Source organism: Plantactinospora sp. KLBMP9567 (assembly GCF_033446045.1).
Taxonomy (GTDB): Bacteria; Actinomycetota; Actinomycetes; order Mycobacteriales; family Micromonosporaceae; genus Plantactinospora.
This window is the reverse complement of record NZ_JAWQRR010000061.1, coordinates 1-15,146: the sequence shown is the minus strand read 5'-3', so window position 1 is coordinate 15,146 and position 15,146 is coordinate 1. Positions and strand designations below refer to the sequence as shown.

Below are 15,146 nucleotides of genomic sequence, written 5' to 3'. Positions count from 1 at the left end.
GCGCCGGTGGCCGGGTCGGCCCCGGCCCCGGTCGTGCTGGTGGCACACGGCAGTGGCGATCCCCGGGCCGCCCGGGCCACCGAGGCGCTGACCCGGGCGGTGGCGGCGGCCCGGCCAGGTCTGCTGGTCCGGGCCAGCTATCTCGACCACGGCCCACCCCGGCCCGGTGCGGTACTGACCGAGTTGGAGGCGGCCGGGCACCGGCAAGCCGTACTGGTGCCGCTGCTGCTCACGGCCGCGTACCACGGCCGGGTCGACATCCCCGGTGCAGTCGAGGCGGCCCGGGAGGCGGGGCTGCGCATGCCGGTGCGTACCGCCGAGGTGCTCGGCCCGACCGCGCGGGGGGTCGACCCAGGGCTGCTCGCCGGGCTGCTGCGCCGGCTCGCCGAGGCCGTCGGCCCGGCGTACCCGGGCGGCGCCGTCGACGCGTCCGCGTTCAGGGGCGGCGGGGTCGACGGCGTGGTGCTGGCTGCCGCCGGTACCCGGGACGCCGCCGCCCGGGACACCGTCGCAGAGGTGGCCGAGGCGCTCGGTGGCGTGACGGGGCTACCGACCCGGGTCGGCTACGCCTCCGCAGCCCCACCGACGGCCGGTACGGCGGTCGGCGCGCTCCGGGAGGCCGGCGCTCGACGGGTGGCGGTGGCCACGTACTTCCTGGCTCCGGGTCGGCTCTGCGAGACGGCCCTGGCGTCGGCCCGGGGGGCCGGTGCGATGGCCCTGGCCGCCCCGCTGGGCGACGCACCGGAACTCGTCCAGCTCGTGCTGGGGCGGCTGGATGCGGCGCTCGCCGCTGACCCTCGGTAACCGTTGTCGCCGCTTTGCGGCGACCCCTGGCGAGTGACGCAGAGTAGTTGTCCCCTGCAACGCACCGTAGTCGTCAACGGCCGGCGCTGCGGTTCGGTGCGGCACGGGGTCCCGGCGGTGTTCCGGCCAGCCGGCTCCGGTGCCGGTAATCGTCGTCGGAATCGCGGTCGACGGATGGGAATCGCCTTCGGATTCGGCGTCGGCGAATTGATCAGCGGAATGTCGTCGATCCACTATCCATCGTTACGACAACAGCAGAACGCGTTCTGGGAACAACAGAACGTGTTAACGCCGAACAGCAGAACGCCCCGGGGACGAGCCCCAGGGCGTCCGATGCGTGGTGCGGTCGGTCAGGCAGAGTGAGCGCGCAGGACCCGAAGGCCGCCACGGCGCTTGACGGCGCGCCGCTCTTCTTCGCTCATTCCGCCCCAGACTCCGGCGTCCTGACCGGATTCGAGCGCCCACTGCAGGCACTCGTCGGTCACGGAGCAACGCCGGCAGACGGCCTTGGCCTGCTCGACCTGCAGGACGGCCGGACCGGACGTTCCGATCGGAAAGAACAGCTCCGGGTCTTCGTCGCGGCAGGCAGCATGGTGGCGCCAGTCCATGGCGGCAACACTCCTCAATCTGGGTGGGCGGCAGTGCTTCGTGGATCTTTTCTATATGCATCCGCGGTGTCGATCACGACGGTGTGGAACCCATCGGTTCGGCAGCGCGAGAGCAGGCTTTGTGTGGTGGGACCCGCGGGGCGGCGGTCGTTGGTCGAACGCGCCCACGCAATGTCCCGGTAACTCAAGTTCGCTTGTGAATACTTTCACGAACTCCCGCGATGTCAAGGGTAGCGCCCGGAAAAACTCTGGACAGGTGAGACAGGTCACGGCCCTTTTGTCCGGATTTCCGCCCTCGTCGGCACCCGGTGCGCCACAGCCGAGAATCAATATAGTACAGTCCGCCCGACATTGCTGGCATTTCCGGCACCGCCCTCGTTGGATGCTTCGGAGGTTCGCTACCGGTCGCAGTACCCCAGGCTCAGCAGATTACTCGCAGTGCCGCCGGGACGGACGTGAATCGGAGTTTGTTCCGCTCGCCGAGGTAGTCACCGTCCAGCTGGAACGCCTGGGGCTGCTCCGCGACCAGGGTGAACTCCTCCAGGTCGTGCAGCCGCAGGATCTGCCGGCCCCGCGGATCCGGCCGCCGCGACAGGCTCTGGGTCACCATCCGGGTGGTGCTCGGTACCCGCAGCCGACGCAGCGCCAACACGTCCAGGCCCAGGTCGAACGAGGCGTCCGGATTCGGGTTGACCTCACGGTCCCCGACGTACGTCCAGGGTGCGGTGTTCTGGATGACCACGGTGGCCAGCTCACCCTCGGTGATCTCGCCCGGCTGCTCCAGCCGGATCGCCGGGTGACGCCGCTCCGCCCCGACGAGGTACTGGCTGACGATCGAGCGCAGGTACAGGCTCGGAGTGGAGACCCGGCCCCGCCTGCGGGCCCGCTCCACCCGGTGGATCACCGCCGCGTCCATGCCCAGCCCCGCGCAGAAGGTGAAGTACCGGTCGTCGGCGAGACCGAGACCGATGGTGCGGACCCGCCCCACCCGCAGCGCCTCCAGGATCACGCTGGTCGCCTCCGGCCACTCCCGGGGCAGCCCCAACGCCCGGGCGAAGACGTTGGTCGAGCCACCCGGTACGGCCGCGAGCGCGGGGAGTTGCCCGGCCGGTGGCCGGTCGTCGGCGGTGTGCGAGGGCCCGGTGGTCATCAGGCCGTTGACCACCTCGTTGACGGTGCCGTCGCCTCCGAGCGTCACGACCAGGTCGACGCCCTGCCGGGCGGCCTCCCGGGCCAGCGCGACCGCGTGCCCGCGCCGCCGGGTGTACTCGACCGTGAGGTCCACCTCGCTGCGGAGTGCGCGGACGAGAACGTCCCGACCCCGGCCCGTCGTGGTGGTGGCCTTGGGATTGACCACCAGGATGGCCCGCATGGGCGGCACTGTACCGCGAGCCGCCGAGGTATCGTGGCGGCCGTGACGAGGGACCCCGAACCGGCACCCGGCGCACTGCGCTGGGCGGTGTGGCTGCTGCGCGCCGAGGGGGTCGGGCTGGCCCTGCTGACGCTCTTCCTGGTTTACGAGCTGTTCGCCGCGACCGCGACCGACCTGCTCTCCGCACTCCTGGTCACCCTCTTCGCGGCGGGCGGCGCGGTGCTGCTCTGGGTGATCGGCACCGCGCTGGACCGGCGCCGACCGGCCGCCCGCGCCCCGGCGATCGTGTTGCAGCTCATGCTGCTGCCGGTCGGCTACTTCATGATCCTGGGCGGGCTGGCCTGGCTGGGCGGGCCGCTGATCGCGCTCGGTCTGCTGGTCGTCGGCCTGCTGATCAGCACCGCCACCAACCGGGCGCTCGGCTTCGACACCGAACGGGCCTGACCGGGGAGACCCGAACCGACCGGGCTCAGACCTCGGCGGCGCGTCGGGTCAACAGCGTGATGGTGGCCCGGTCGCCGGTCGCGACCGCCGTGGCGGAGGTGGTCAGTGCGGTCAGCACCTTCCAGGCGAACGACGACTCCGCCGGCAGCCGCGCTCCCCGGGCGGTGGGCACCGAGACCTCGACGGTGAGCGCGTCGTCGGTGACCGAGAAGCGGCAGTCCAACTCGGCGTCCCGGGTCGTGACGGCCAGCAGCATGGCGCACGCCTCGTCGACGGCGATGCGCAGATCCTCGATCTCGTCGAGGGCGAAGTGCAGGCGGGCGGCAAGGCCGGCGGTCGCGGTCCGCAGTACCCCGAGGAAGCCACCGTCGGCGGGCACGGTGAGCAGTACGACGTCGTCGCCGGTCGTCGGCGGTGTACTCAGCGAAGTCACCAGGCCAGTCCCCCCGTCTCGGACTCTACCGGGCCGTCGCGCCGACGTGCCGGCCGGATCCGTGGATCCAGCCGGCACGTCGCCGGCAACGTCCCGCCGGACCGGTGGCCGGCGGGGTGGCGGTACTCACGCCTGCTTGGTCTCCCAGAAGATCTTCGCGATCTCGTCGATCTTCTGCAGCAGCTCGTCGGCCTTGGACCCGTCGGTCGTGGCCTTGGTGCCCCCGCCGCCACCGGCGAGCTTGGTGGCCTCGTTGAACAACTGGTGCAACTGCGGGTACTTCTCGAAGTGCGGGGGCTTGAAGTAGTCGGTCCAGAGCACCCACAGGTGGTGCTTGACCAGCTCGGAGCGCTGCTCCTTGATGATCAGGGCCCGGGTGCGGAATTCGGGGTCGGTGTTCGCCGCGTACTTCTCGTCGATCGCCTTGATCGACTCAGCCTCGATCCGGGCCTGCGCCGGGTCGTAGACGCCGCAGGGCAGGTCGCAGTGGGCGTGCGCGACAGTTCGTGGTGTAAGGATGCGTGGAAGTCGCATGGGACCCTCCAAGGCACGTCTGTGATGATCCAGGATGACAGTACTCCTGCGATATGTCCCCGAAGGGGTGGAGGTGAAACTCGGTGTCCACCAGCCCCTCCACCGGCCCTTCCGCGACCGGTGGCCGGCCCGGTGCACCGGTGTTCGCCGTACTCGTGGTCGGGCCGTCGATGGTGCCGACGCTGCGGCACGGCGACGCGCTGGTGGTCCGGCGCGGCGGTCGCGCCGTCCGTCCCGGTGACCTGGTGGTCGGCGTCTTCCGTACCCGGCCGGACCTGCTGGTGGTCAAGCGCGCGGTACGCCCGCTCGACGGTGGCTGGGAGCTGCACGGCGACAACACGCTGGTGACCGACGACTCCCGGGTGTACGGCGTGGCCGACGTCCTCGGCCGGGTGGTGGCCCGCTACTGGCCCCGCCCGAAGTGGTTCTACTACCGGCCGGTATGACCCTGCGGGGCAACCGCGCTTCCCGACGCCACTATGCTCTGTAGTCCATACCCGGGTGACCCCCGCACCGCTGCCGGCGATCGCCGATCTCGCGTTCAGCCGGCCGCTCCCGAATGGAATGCAACGTCGCGATCCTTGGAGTCACCATGTCATCCGCCGCCGCCGTGGACCCGTCCGATCCCGCCTTCGAACTGCACCGGGGCGGCAAGCTGGCGGTCGCCTCGACCGTGCCGCTCGCCACGCGGGAGGACCTCTCCCTCGCGTACACCCCGGGGGTGGCCCGGGTCTGCGAGGCGATCGCCGCCGACCCCGCCCTGGCCGACGACTACACCTGGGTCTCGCGCACCGTCGCGGTGGTCACCGACGGCTCGGCCGTGCTGGGGCTGGGCAACATCGGGCCGCGCGCGGCGATGCCGGTGATGGAGGGCAAGGCGGTGCTCTTCAAGCAGTTCGGCGGGGTGGACGCCGTGCCGGTCTGTCTGGACACCCAGGACGTCGACGAGATCGTCGCGGTGGTGACGGCGCTGGCTCCGTCGTTCGGCGGCATCAACCTGGAGGACATCAGCGCGCCGCGGTGCTTCGAGATCGAGCGTCGGCTGGACGAGGCGCTGCCGATCCCCGTCTTCCACGACGACCAGCACGGCACCGCCGTCGTGGTGCTCGCCGCGCTGCGTAACGCCGCGACGCTGCTCAACCGCAAGCTCGGCGACCTGCGGGTGGTGGTCAGCGGTGCCGGTGCGGCCGGCGTCGCGGTGACCAAGATGCTGGCGGCCGGCGGAGTGAACCCGGCCGAGGTGGTGGTCTGCGACTCCCGGGGCATCCTGCACGGCGGCCGGCCGGACCTGACCCCGTCAAAGGCCGAGCTGACCGAGCTGACCAACGCCGCCGGCCGGGTCGGCGGGATCACCGAGGCGCTGCGCGACGCCGATGTGCTGATCGGGGTCTCCGGTGGACAGATCCCCGAGGACGCGGTGGCCGGGATGGCGCCCGGCGGTGCCGTCTTCGCGTTGGCCAACCCGACGCCCGAGGTGCACCCCGAGGTGGCCGCCCGGTACGCAGCCGTGGTGGCGACCGGCCGCAGCGACTATCCGAACCAGATCAACAACGTGCTCGCCTTCCCGGGCATCTTCCAGGGCGCGCTGGCGGCCCGGGCGATCCGGATCACCGAGGGCATGAAGGTGGCGGCGGCGGACGCGATCGCCGCCGTCGCGGTCGAGGTGGCCTGGTCGGACGGGACACACCAGGCCGGCTCCGAGGCCGGGCAACTCCGGGTCGATGCCATCGTGCCCTCGCCGCTCGACCCCCGGGTCGCCCCGGCGGTGGCCGACGCGGTGGCGGAGGCGGCCCGTCGCGACGGCGTGGCCCGGGCCTGACGCGGGCCACACCAGGGGCCTGTCTCCTGCGGTCGGCCGGTGGTCCGGCGGAGAGCGGCGGTTATCGACCGGGTGTACCGTGTCGATCATGCGTGCCGCCTACGCCTCGACGTTCGATGCCGACGATCCGCTCGCCGCATTGGTCGTCGGGGATCGGCCCGACCCGGCCCATCCGGAGCCGGACTGGGTGACGGTGGAGGTGCGGGCCAGCTCGCTCAACCATCACGACGTCTGGTCGCTGCGCGGGGTCGGGCTGGCGGCCGACCGGCTGCCGATGATCCTCGGCTGTGACGCCGCGGGTGTCGACCCGGGCGGCAACGACGTCGTGATCTACCCGGTGATCCCGGATCCGGCCGACCCCCGTGGGCTGTCGCTGCTCTCCGAGCGGCATCCCGGCACGCTCGCCGAGCGGGTCGCGGTGCCCCGCGCCAACCTGGTGCCCAAGCCGTCGGGGCTCTCCTTCGCCGAGGCGGCCTGCCTGCCCACGGCCTGGCTGACCGCGTACCGGATGCTCACCACCCGGGGGCGGGTGGACGCCGGGGAGTCGGTGTTGGTGCAGGGGGCCGGTGGCGGCGTGGCGACCGCCGCCGTGATGCTCGCGGTGGCGCTCGGCAAGCGGGTGTACGCGACCAGCCGTCACCCGGGCAAGCGGGAGCGGATCACCGCGCTGGGCGCGACCGCGCTGGAGCCGGGGGCCCGGTTGCCGGAGCGGGTGGACGTGGTGATCGAGACGGTCGGCGCCGCGACCTTCGACCACTCGCTGAAGTCGGCCGCCCCGGGCGCCCGGATCGTCGTCTCCGGCGCGACGGCGGGGTACGAGCCGCCGGTGAACCTCCGCCGGGTCTTCGCGATGCAGTTGGAGATCCTCGGCTCGACCATGGGAACTCCGGCGGAGCTGGCCGAACTGCTCGGACTGCTGGTGCGGCGGGGGATCCGGCCGGTGATCGACGGGACGTACCCGTTCGCCGAGGCCCGTACGGCCTTCGCCCGGCTGCTCTCCGGGGACGTCTTCGGCAAGGTGGTGCTGGAGCACACCGCGTAGCGGGGCGACTTCCGCGACCGTTGCCGGCCTGAGCTGGCGTGATCACGGCTCGAACACGCGCGGTGACAGGATTTGAAAATCCGGACGTTTTGCCCGGGATCAAAGCGGACAGCCGGGCAGGATAAGTCCAACGCAATGCACCGGAAAGTCGGGGTAAAGCCTGACTTTAGGAAAAATAAAGGTTTGATTTTCGCCCTTTCCTTCGCGTCTCCGTCCGCTTGAGGTCGGCGGGTACAGTCGTCCCGTTCCGCCCCTCTGATCGCGGACGAATCTGTACGGCGAAGGAGTCGGATCTTGATGAGTTTCTCTGTGGCGGGTCAGCACAATCAACAAGGACCGCCATCCCGTCGCGCTCCCGGGCGCGGCTGGCGTACCCCGCGATCCCTGGTGGTGGGTTCGGCGACGTTGGGGATCATCCTTGCCGGGATCGGCGTGGCCGTCGCCAGCAGCGGCGACGGGTCGATGACCATTACCCGGGACGGGACCGTGCTGGACGGCCGCAAGATCGATGGGTACGTACACATCAAGGCGGACGACGTCACGATCAGAAATAGCACGATCAAGTACGGCGGAGCGCACACCGTACGGATTTTCGACGGCTTCACCGGGGCGCTGATCGAGAACACCAGAATCCTGTGCACCCGGCCCGAGACGAATGGTCTCGTCTTCGGCAACTACACGGCCCGCAAGGTGCGCGTCTCCGGTTGCAAGAACGGTTTCATGCACTCGCCGGAAGCGCCCGCGACGATCATAATGTCGACCTGGAACGGGAAGCCGGTCGCCGCCGGTGACCTGCCGTCCACCGCCCGGCCGGAGCCGACCCCCGACCCCACGACCCCGGCGCCCGAGGACTCTCCGGAGGGGCCGGATCCGGCCGCCGCGGCGACCATGACCAGGGCGCCGGCCAGCCGGGCACCCTCCTCCTTCCCCGGCCCCGACAACACCGGTGTGCCGGCCGGCACCACGCTCCGGGCCTCAGGTTCGATCAAGGTCACCCAGGACGGTCAAGTGCTCAGCGGGCTGAACATCACCGGCTGCGTGACGGTCACCGCCAAGAACGTCGTCATCCGGAAGTCCCGGATCACCTGCGACGGGATCTACTCGATCCGTACGATCGACGCCGTCAACCTGGTGGTGGAGGACGTCGAGATCAACGGCAGGGGAAAGAACTCGGCGGCGGTCTGCTGTGGCGAATACACGCTGCGCCGGGTCGACATCAGCAACGTCATCGACGGGCCCCGACTCGGCAGTGACGTGGTCGTCGAGGATTCCTGGATCCACCACCTGACCCGGGGACCCGGGTCGCACAACGACACGCTCCAGACCACCGGTGCCTCGAATATCGTGGTCCGGGGCAACACGCTGGATGCGTACAACCCGGCGACCAGAGATCCGTTCAACGCCTGTCTCATGATCGGATCGACCACCGGGCCGATCGTCTCGAATCTGGTCTTCGAGGGCAATTACTGCAACGGCGGAAACTATTCCATCGGCGTGCGTGCGGATCTCAACGCCTCGAACATCCGAATGAGCGGCAACGTGTTCGGGCGAAACCACAGGTACGGCGTGATAGCCCGACCCGACCAGCGCGGTATCACCTGGGACCGGACGACCAACCTCTACGCGGACAACCGGAGGCCGGTGGTGGGCTGACCCCACCCTCGCGGGCGTGGCCGGTCGGGCCAGGACCGGCCGCGCCCGCCCCGCAGCCGCCGCCACGGACCGTCGGGACCGCCGCCGGCCGTGATCCGGGCACGGCACGGCTCGGGAAGCCTGCGGCTGGACTCCGCGACGACGCTGGCCGGCACGCCGGGCGAGCGTCGTCAGAGCCGGTCGTCGAGGGTGGCCAGCCCGCCCCGGGCCGCCTGGGTCGGCAGCCGCCGGAGCGCCCGGTCGTCGCCGTACAGGGTCCAGCGGAGGAACTCGACGGTCGTGTCGCTGACCACGTCGAGAGCACGCTCGTCACTGCCGAGCAGTGCGCCGACGTGGTCGCCGTCCGGCAGTGTCAGCATCGCCTTGGGCCAGGGGACCCGGTCGTACGCCGCCTTGCCGGCCCGGTACGACACCACGTCGTCGTGCTCGCCATGCACGAAGAGCTGCGGTGCGGCCGCCCCGCTGAACGCGGTGCCGACGCCGAGAGCGGTACCGGCGAGCACGATGCCGGCGTCGAGCCGAACGTCCCGCCCGGCCGTGAACAGCCCGATGGTGGTGACGCCGCCCGCCGAGTGCCCGGCTGCGGCCACCCGGTCGACGGCGAGATGGCCACGCAGCGGATCATCGGCTGCGCGGTCCAGCGCCAGCACCCGGGTCAGCACGTACGACGCATCGGCCGGCTGGTTGACCACGTCGAGTACCTGGAAGTCCGACGCGCCCCGGCTCGTGTGCGGATAGCTCGGCGCGACCACCACGAAGCCCGCCGCCGACCAGCGCACCAGCAGCGTCCGGTAGTCCGACGGCCGGCCGGTCAGGCCGTGGCTGAACAACACCACCGGAAACCGCCCGTCGGCCGCCCGGGCATTCCGGTCCGGGGAGCCGCCCGGAGTGCCGGCGGCCGGATACCAGACGGTGACCGGCAGCCTGCGGTCACCGCCCCGGTTGTAGCTCAACTCCCGCACGCCGACCGCGAATCGCCGGCTCGGTGCGACGCCGGCCGGAGCCGGGCTGGCCGGGGCGGTAGCGCCGGGAGTCGGACTTCCGGTCGGCGCGGGCCGCTCGGCGGCGGAGCGGCCGGACCGGGCGGAGCAGCCGGTCAGGGTCGCGGCCAGGGCCGCCGTGACGGTCGCGGCGGCGAGCGCGGCACGGAGGGGATGTCGGCGCATGAGATCGATTCTGCCTCGCCCGCCGGCCGGCCGAGGTGCTCACGGCCGGAGCGACGGCGTGACCGCGTCGGCCCGGTTGGTCCAGAGCCAGCCGGACCAGCCCTCGGGCACCGCGTCCAGGTCCGTGGGCCGATCGAAGCCCCCGTGCGGTCCGGGGGACCCGGAGGTCGGACGTGGCACGTGAGCGTCGTGCGGTTCAGGTTGCAGAAGGTTCAGTCGAGACGGTCGGCGAAGACGGTGGTGCCTGGTGCGGTGGCGCCGGCCGGTAGGTCACGCCGGGCCCGGGCGTCGCCGTAGAGCGTCCAGCGCAGGAACTCCGTCGTCGCGGTCAGCGTCTGGGGGAAACCGCGCCGGCCCGGGATGAGGTATTCGCCGTGCCCCTGGCCGCGCACGGTGAGGAACGCCTTGGGCCACGGCACCCGGCGGAAGGCGTCCCGACCCCGTCTCACCGGTACGACCCGGTCGGCGTCGCCGTGCACGAAGAGCAGCGGTGCCGGCGGCCCGCCGAAGGTGGATCCGGGCATCCCGGCGCCGCCGATCACGATGCCGCCGCGCAGCCGCTCCGAGTGCCCCGGCGCGAACAGCCCGGCGGTGGTGTAGCCACCGGCGGAGTGTCCCACCGCGCCGATCCGGGTCACCGCCAGATGCCCGGCGAACCGGTCGCCGGCGACCTGGTCCAGCCGGCTGATGTACTGGATCACCCGCCAGGCGTCACCTGGCTGGCGGCGGATGTCGCTGCGGTCGAACCGGCGCGCCGCGCGCTTCGTGTGCGGATAGGCCGGGGCGGCGACCACGAAGCCGGCGGAGGCCCACCGGATGGTCAGCGGGGCGTGCAGTTCGGGCAGGCTGTGCAGGCCGTGGCTGAACAGCACGATCGGAAACCGGCCGGCCGCGACCGGCGCGTCCCGGCGGGGCACGGTCGGCCTGGCGGCGGCACTGGCGGGCCGGTCGTCCCGGGCCGGATACCAGACGGTGACCGGGAGCGGGCGGGCGGTGCCGCGACCGAGATCGAGCGTACGCACGCCGACCGCGTACGTCCGACTCGGGGCTGAACCGGGCAGTGCCGCGGGAGCCGGAGCGACCACCACCCACCCGCTGGCGGTGAGCGCGATCGGCAGTAACAGGGCGAAGAGCCCCGCGACCTTGGGGTTCACGCGCACAGCATCGACGCTAGACGGTGGAACGCCGTACGAGGCCAGCTTTCCGGTCCTCGTACGGCGGCCACCCGGACGGTTTGTCCCACCGTCCGCCCCCGATCCGGGTTGCCCGGCAACCCGTCCCCCCGCTTGATCGTCTCAGCGTGCCGACGACCCGACCTTGATCGGCACACCCTGCGGCAGCCCGCCCGGCGGGACCTCGTCGGGCGAGAGCCGAGGCAGCCAGCCCAGCCACCGGGGCAGGTACCAGTTCCGCTCCCCGAGCAGCACCATCACCGAGGGCAGCAGTACCGCCCGGACGATGGTCGCGTCGATCAGCACCGCGATCGCCAGGCCGAAACCGAGTTCCTTCATCGACACCACCGTTCCGGTGGTGAAGAGGGCGAAGACCGCGACCATCACCACAGCGGCGCTGGTGATCACCCCGGCGGTACCCCGGATGCCCCGGGAGACCGCCAGTTTGCTCGGCCAGCCCCGGTCGTGTCCCTCCCGGATCCGGCTGAGTACGAAGACGTGGTAGTCCATCGACAACCCGAACAGGATCACGAAGAGGAACAGCGGTACCCAGTTGGTGATCGAGCCCACCGACTCGAAGCCGAGCAGCGCCTCGCCCCAGCCGTGCTGGAAGACCAGCACCAGCAGCCCGTACGCGGCGGCCACCGAGAGCAGGTTGAGCACGATCGCGGTCACCGCCACCACCAGGGACCGGAACGACACCAGCATCAGCAGGAACGCCAGCCCCAGCACGAACCCGAAGACCAGCGGCACGCTGCGGCCCAGCGCCGCGTTGAAGTCGACCGAGTCGGCGGCCAGGCCGGTCACCAGTACCTCGGCGCCGTCCACGCCCTGCACGGTGCGTGGGATGACCTGTTCGCGCAGGGTGCGTACCGCCCGCTCGGAGGCGGCGTCGACGCCGGAGCCGGAGAGCCCCACCTTGACCACCGCGACGGTCCGGTCCGGGTTGACCCCGACGGTGACCGGCTCGTGCAGTTGGCCGGTGGCCAGTGCCCGGGTCTTCAGGTCGTCGATCGCGGCGGTCAGGGCCGGGGTGGTCACGTCGTCCGCCCTGATCGCCACCACCGCCGGTTCGGCGCCGCCGGGGAAGGCAACCTTGACCCGGAGGAAGGCGCTCAGCGCCGGGGCCGGGTTCTTCAGTGCCGTGATGTCCTCCTCGGCGGTCCGCATCCCGAGCAGCGGCACGGCCAGGGTCAGCAGGGTGGCGGTGGCCAGCATGGCGGAGAGCCCGGGCCGGCGCAGCACCACGCCCATCGTGGTGCGCCAGAACCGGCCGCTCGACTGCCGGCGGTAGAGCCCGGGTACCCGGCCCAGGTCGATCCGGTCGCCGAGCTTGCTCAGCACCGCCGGCAGTACGGTGAGCGCCCCGACGGCGGCGGTGGCCACCACCAGGATCGTGCCGGTCGCCAGGCTGATGAACGTGGTGTCCTGGGTCAGGAACATCCCGGACATCGCGATGATCACGGTCAGCGCCGAGATCAGCACCGACCGGCCGGAGGTCGCGGCGGCGATCGCGAGCGCCTGTTCGGGATTCGCACCCCGGGCCCGCTCCTCACGTTCCCGCCGCAGATAGAACAGGCAGTAGTCCACCCCGACCGCGAGCCCCATCAGCAGCATCAGGTGCATGGTGGTGTCGACCGCCGGAGCGAACCGGCTGGCCACGGCGAGCAGCCCGAGCGAACCCAGGAACGCGGTCAGGGCCAGTCCCATCGGCAGTACGGCGGCGAGCAGCGCCCCGAACGCCACGATCAGGATGCCCAGCGTCACCGGGATGGAGAGCATCGACAGCCGGTGCATGTCGGCGTCCAGCGTCTTGCCGATCGCCTCGCCGATGCTGGCCCCGCCGGTCTGCGCCACGTACAGCTCGGGATGGTCGCGTTGCACGGCGGCGACCGCGTCGCGTACCGGCCCGACCCGGTCGGCGGCGCCCTCGGCCGGTCCGGTCAGGTCGAAGGTGACCAGTACGGCGTGCCGGTCGCCGGAGACCGCGTCCGACCGGACGTCCAGCACCTGGCCGGTGCCTTCGACGGCGGCGACCGTGTCGGTGACCGCGGCCCGGAAGGCGGGATCCTCCGCGACCAGGCGGTCGCTCTGGATGAGTACCATCTCGGCCGCCCGGTCGGGGAAGCCGGCGGCGGCGATGATCTCGTCCGCCCGGCCGGAGTCGCCGTGCCCGGACTCGCTGTTCTTCGCCTCGACGGTGCCGACGACGGCGCTGAGCGCGGTCGCCGCGATCACGAACAGCAGCCATCCGAGGACGGCCATGCCCCGGTGCCGGGCGCTCCAGCCGGCGATTCTCGCGGCCAGGTTGCCCTTGCGGGAGGTCGCCGGGCCGGCGTCGGAGCCGGTGGCCGGCGGCGGCAGAATGGTCGACGTGGTCATGCACCGACGCTATGAGCCGCACCGATCCGGTTCGATCCGGTGAGCACCCCGGCCCGGGGTAGGGACGGCCCCTGGTCCGCGGTAGGGACGGCCACGCCGCGAGGGTAGGGCGAGCCTGACCGTGCACCGGTTCGCTATGGTGCTCGGCATGGCTGATCAGCACCCTGACCCCAGCGGCAACACCGAGGCGTTCCGGGCCTTCGTGCACTCTCCCGAATCGGCGACCGCCGAACCGCCGTCCAGGCTGCCGCTGATCATCGGGATCGCGGTCGCGGTCGTCGTGGTGGTCGCGCTGGTCGGCTGGCTCGCGCTCGGCTGAGCTGCCCGCCGGGATCCGACCACATCGTGGGAGCATCGTCAAAATTCTTGGCGAACTATGATCCACGGCGAACTGTCATGTCCCGGTAGATGTGTCAAGGGTGTGTCCCGGGACATGTGTCAGTTGATGATGTTCGATATTGGGGTGAGGCGTGTGTAGGTCTTCTTGTCTCGTGGGGCGGTGGTGTGGCCGATGGGGTGGCCGTTGCTGGCGTAGACGGTGATGTGGTTGCCGTCGCGGATGGCGGTGACGGTGTGGCCGCGCCAGATGCAGCCGAGACCGATGCGGGTGTAGCCGACGTTGATTGCGCCGGTGTCGGAGACGGTGGGGTGGTGGACGGTGGCGTCGGTTTGGATGGGTAGGGCTTGTGGTCCGCCGTGGTGGGGTGCGGTGGTCCAGGCGTGGTGTGGGGTGACGCGGCCGGGTAGGGCGCTGTGTCGGCGGTGGTGGTTGTAGTGGTGGCGGTAGGTGTCGAGTAGGCGTTGGAGTTGTCGCAGGGTGTGGGGTTGGTGGGGTTGGGCGGTGAGCCATCTTTTGAGGGTTTGGTGGTGGCGTTCGACTTTGCCGCAGGTTTGTGGGTGGTAGGGGCTGGAGTGGATGAGTCGGGTGCCGTGATGGTGGACGGTTTCGGCGAACGGGGACGGGCCGGCGTTGTCCTTGAGGAGTCGGTGGGTGAAGATCGTGCCGTTGTCGGACAGGACGATCGCGGGTGGGCCGTGGTCGGTGAAGGCCCTGCCGATGGCGGCGATCGCGGCGGTGCTGGTCTCGGCCGGCGCGGCCCGGCAGGCGACGAGCATGCGGGTGCAGTCGTCGAGGACGTCGAAGACCGCGACGAGTTGGCCGTTGGCGAGGCGGATCCTGGTGGCGTCGATCTGGTAGCAGTCGCGGGGCTGGGCGTAGGCGAAGCGGCGCCAGGTGCCGCGGGGTCGTTTCGCGGGGTTGCGGTCGAGCAGGTCGTGGCGGGACAGGACCCGGTTGATCGTCGACCGTGACGGCACCCTCCAGCCAGGGTCGGTGAACGCGTGGATCAGCAACAGCTCGTCACGGATCTGGTCCGCGCCGTTGTCGACACCAAGATCGTTGCGGAGTTTGCAGATCCACGCGTCGAGCTCCGGCGGGGTGATACCAGGACTGTGATGCGGCCGGCGGGATCGCTCCCGCCAGACACCCTCGGCCTGTACCCGGGCGCGGTGCCGGTAGAAGGTGCGTGGGTTGACGTTGTTGTCATCGCACCACTGCTGCACGTTGTCGATCCGCACGCCCGCCGCGAGCAGGGCGTCCATCGCGGTCATGACCTGACGTCGATTCGCCATGCCCAGCAGTCATACCGCCCACCAGACCGATCATGTGACACATGTACCGGGACACAACCTGCGACAGATGTCATGGGACTGAACA

General features: G+C 71.0%; 15 protein-coding genes. 7 read left to right on the top strand and 8 right to left on the bottom strand.

Going from position 1 to position 15,146, the window contains the following annotated elements:
• The first annotated feature begins 6 nt into the window (after nt 1-6).
• Nucleotides 7-804, top strand: a complete 798-nt coding sequence (locus R6Y94_RS41995; RefSeq protein WP_318402794.1) for a sirohydrochlorin chelatase — start codon at nt 7-9, stop codon at nt 802-804.
• 350 nt (nt 805-1,154) lie between these two features.
• Here R6Y94_RS41995 and R6Y94_RS41990 read toward each other — a convergent pair whose 3' ends face one another.
• Both R6Y94_RS41990 and R6Y94_RS41985 read right to left on the bottom strand, forming a co-directional pair.
• A complete protein-coding gene (locus R6Y94_RS41990) occupies nt 1,155-1,412 on the bottom strand; it encodes a WhiB family transcriptional regulator (RefSeq protein WP_130464821.1) in 258 nt (85 codons plus the stop codon).
• 421 nt (nt 1,413-1,833) lie between these two features.
• Nucleotides 1,834-2,784, bottom strand: a complete 951-nt coding sequence (locus tag R6Y94_RS41985) for a diacylglycerol/lipid kinase family protein (RefSeq protein WP_318402682.1) — start codon at nt 2,782-2,784, stop codon at nt 1,834-1,836.
• A 42-nt stretch (nt 2,785-2,826) separates the two neighbouring features.
• On the opposite strand from R6Y94_RS41985, the gene R6Y94_RS41980 reads away from it, so the two are divergent.
• On the top strand, nt 2,827-3,228 hold the full coding sequence (locus tag R6Y94_RS41980; RefSeq protein ID WP_318402680.1) for a hypothetical protein: 402 nt from the start codon (nt 2,827-2,829) through the stop codon (nt 3,226-3,228).
• A 25-nt stretch (nt 3,229-3,253) separates the two neighbouring features.
• On the opposite strand, the gene R6Y94_RS41975 is transcribed toward R6Y94_RS41980, so the two are convergent.
• Both R6Y94_RS41975 and sodN read right to left on the bottom strand, forming a co-directional pair.
• On the bottom strand, nt 3,254-3,661 hold the full coding sequence (locus R6Y94_RS41975; RefSeq protein ID WP_318402678.1) for an anti-sigma regulatory factor: 408 nt from the start codon (nt 3,659-3,661) through the stop codon (nt 3,254-3,256).
• 126 nt (nt 3,662-3,787) lie between these two features.
• Complete coding sequence (gene sodN / locus R6Y94_RS41970) at nt 3,788-4,195, bottom strand: superoxide dismutase, Ni (protein ID WP_318402676.1); 408 nt, start codon at nt 4,193-4,195, stop codon at nt 3,788-3,790.
• 170 nt (nt 4,196-4,365) lie between these two features.
• Between sodN and R6Y94_RS41965 the strand changes: the two genes are divergently transcribed.
• From R6Y94_RS41965 to R6Y94_RS41950, 4 genes are all read left to right on the top strand, one after another.
• Nucleotides 4,366-4,641 (top strand): S24/S26 family peptidase, encoded by a 276-nt coding sequence (locus R6Y94_RS41965; protein WP_318402792.1) that lies wholly within the window; start codon nt 4,366-4,368, stop codon nt 4,639-4,641.
• A 146-nt stretch (nt 4,642-4,787) separates the two neighbouring features.
• A complete protein-coding gene (locus R6Y94_RS41960) occupies nt 4,788-6,014 on the top strand; it encodes an NADP-dependent malic enzyme (protein WP_318402674.1) in 1,227 nt (408 codons plus the stop codon).
• Between the two features lie 79 nt (nt 6,015-6,093).
• Nucleotides 6,094-7,056, top strand: a complete 963-nt coding sequence (locus R6Y94_RS41955; RefSeq protein ID WP_318402672.1) for a zinc-binding dehydrogenase — start codon at nt 6,094-6,096, stop codon at nt 7,054-7,056.
• Nucleotides 7,057-7,353: 297 nt separating this feature from the next.
• The gene (locus R6Y94_RS41950; protein WP_318402671.1) at nt 7,354-8,709 is read left to right on the top strand and encodes a hypothetical protein; all 1,356 of its coding nucleotides are present in this window, start codon (nt 7,354-7,356) and stop codon (nt 8,707-8,709) included.
• 170 nt (nt 8,710-8,879) lie between these two features.
• Here the strand turns inward: R6Y94_RS41950 and R6Y94_RS41945 are convergent, their stop codons facing one another.
• The 3 genes from R6Y94_RS41945 to R6Y94_RS41935 all read right to left on the bottom strand — a co-directional run bounded on the left by R6Y94_RS41945 (nt 8,880) and on the right by R6Y94_RS41935 (nt 13,429).
• Nucleotides 8,880-9,875, bottom strand: coding sequence for a chlorophyllase/cutinase-like alpha/beta fold protein (locus R6Y94_RS41945; protein ID WP_318402669.1), 996 nt, complete (start codon nt 9,873-9,875; stop codon nt 8,880-8,882).
• A gap of 212 nt (nt 9,876-10,087) precedes the next feature.
• The gene (locus R6Y94_RS41940) at nt 10,088-11,035 is read right to left on the bottom strand and encodes an alpha/beta hydrolase (RefSeq protein WP_318402667.1); all 948 of its coding nucleotides are present in this window, start codon (nt 11,033-11,035) and stop codon (nt 10,088-10,090) included.
• 135 nt (nt 11,036-11,170) lie between these two features.
• A complete protein-coding gene (locus R6Y94_RS41935) occupies nt 11,171-13,429 on the bottom strand; it encodes an MMPL family transporter (RefSeq protein ID WP_318402665.1) in 2,259 nt (752 codons plus the stop codon).
• A gap of 148 nt (nt 13,430-13,577) precedes the next feature.
• Between R6Y94_RS41935 and R6Y94_RS41930 the strand changes: the two genes are divergently transcribed.
• Nucleotides 13,578-13,748, top strand: coding sequence for a hypothetical protein (locus R6Y94_RS41930; RefSeq protein ID WP_318402663.1), 171 nt, complete (start codon nt 13,578-13,580; stop codon nt 13,746-13,748).
• Between the two features lie 119 nt (nt 13,749-13,867).
• Here the strand turns inward: R6Y94_RS41930 and R6Y94_RS41925 are convergent, their stop codons facing one another.
• Nucleotides 13,868-15,061: a DDE-type integrase/transposase/recombinase gene (locus tag R6Y94_RS41925; RefSeq protein ID WP_318398518.1), complete on the bottom strand. Its 1,194-nt coding sequence runs from the start codon at nt 15,059-15,061 to the stop codon at nt 13,868-13,870.
• Between the last annotated feature and the right edge of the window lie 85 nt (nt 15,062-15,146).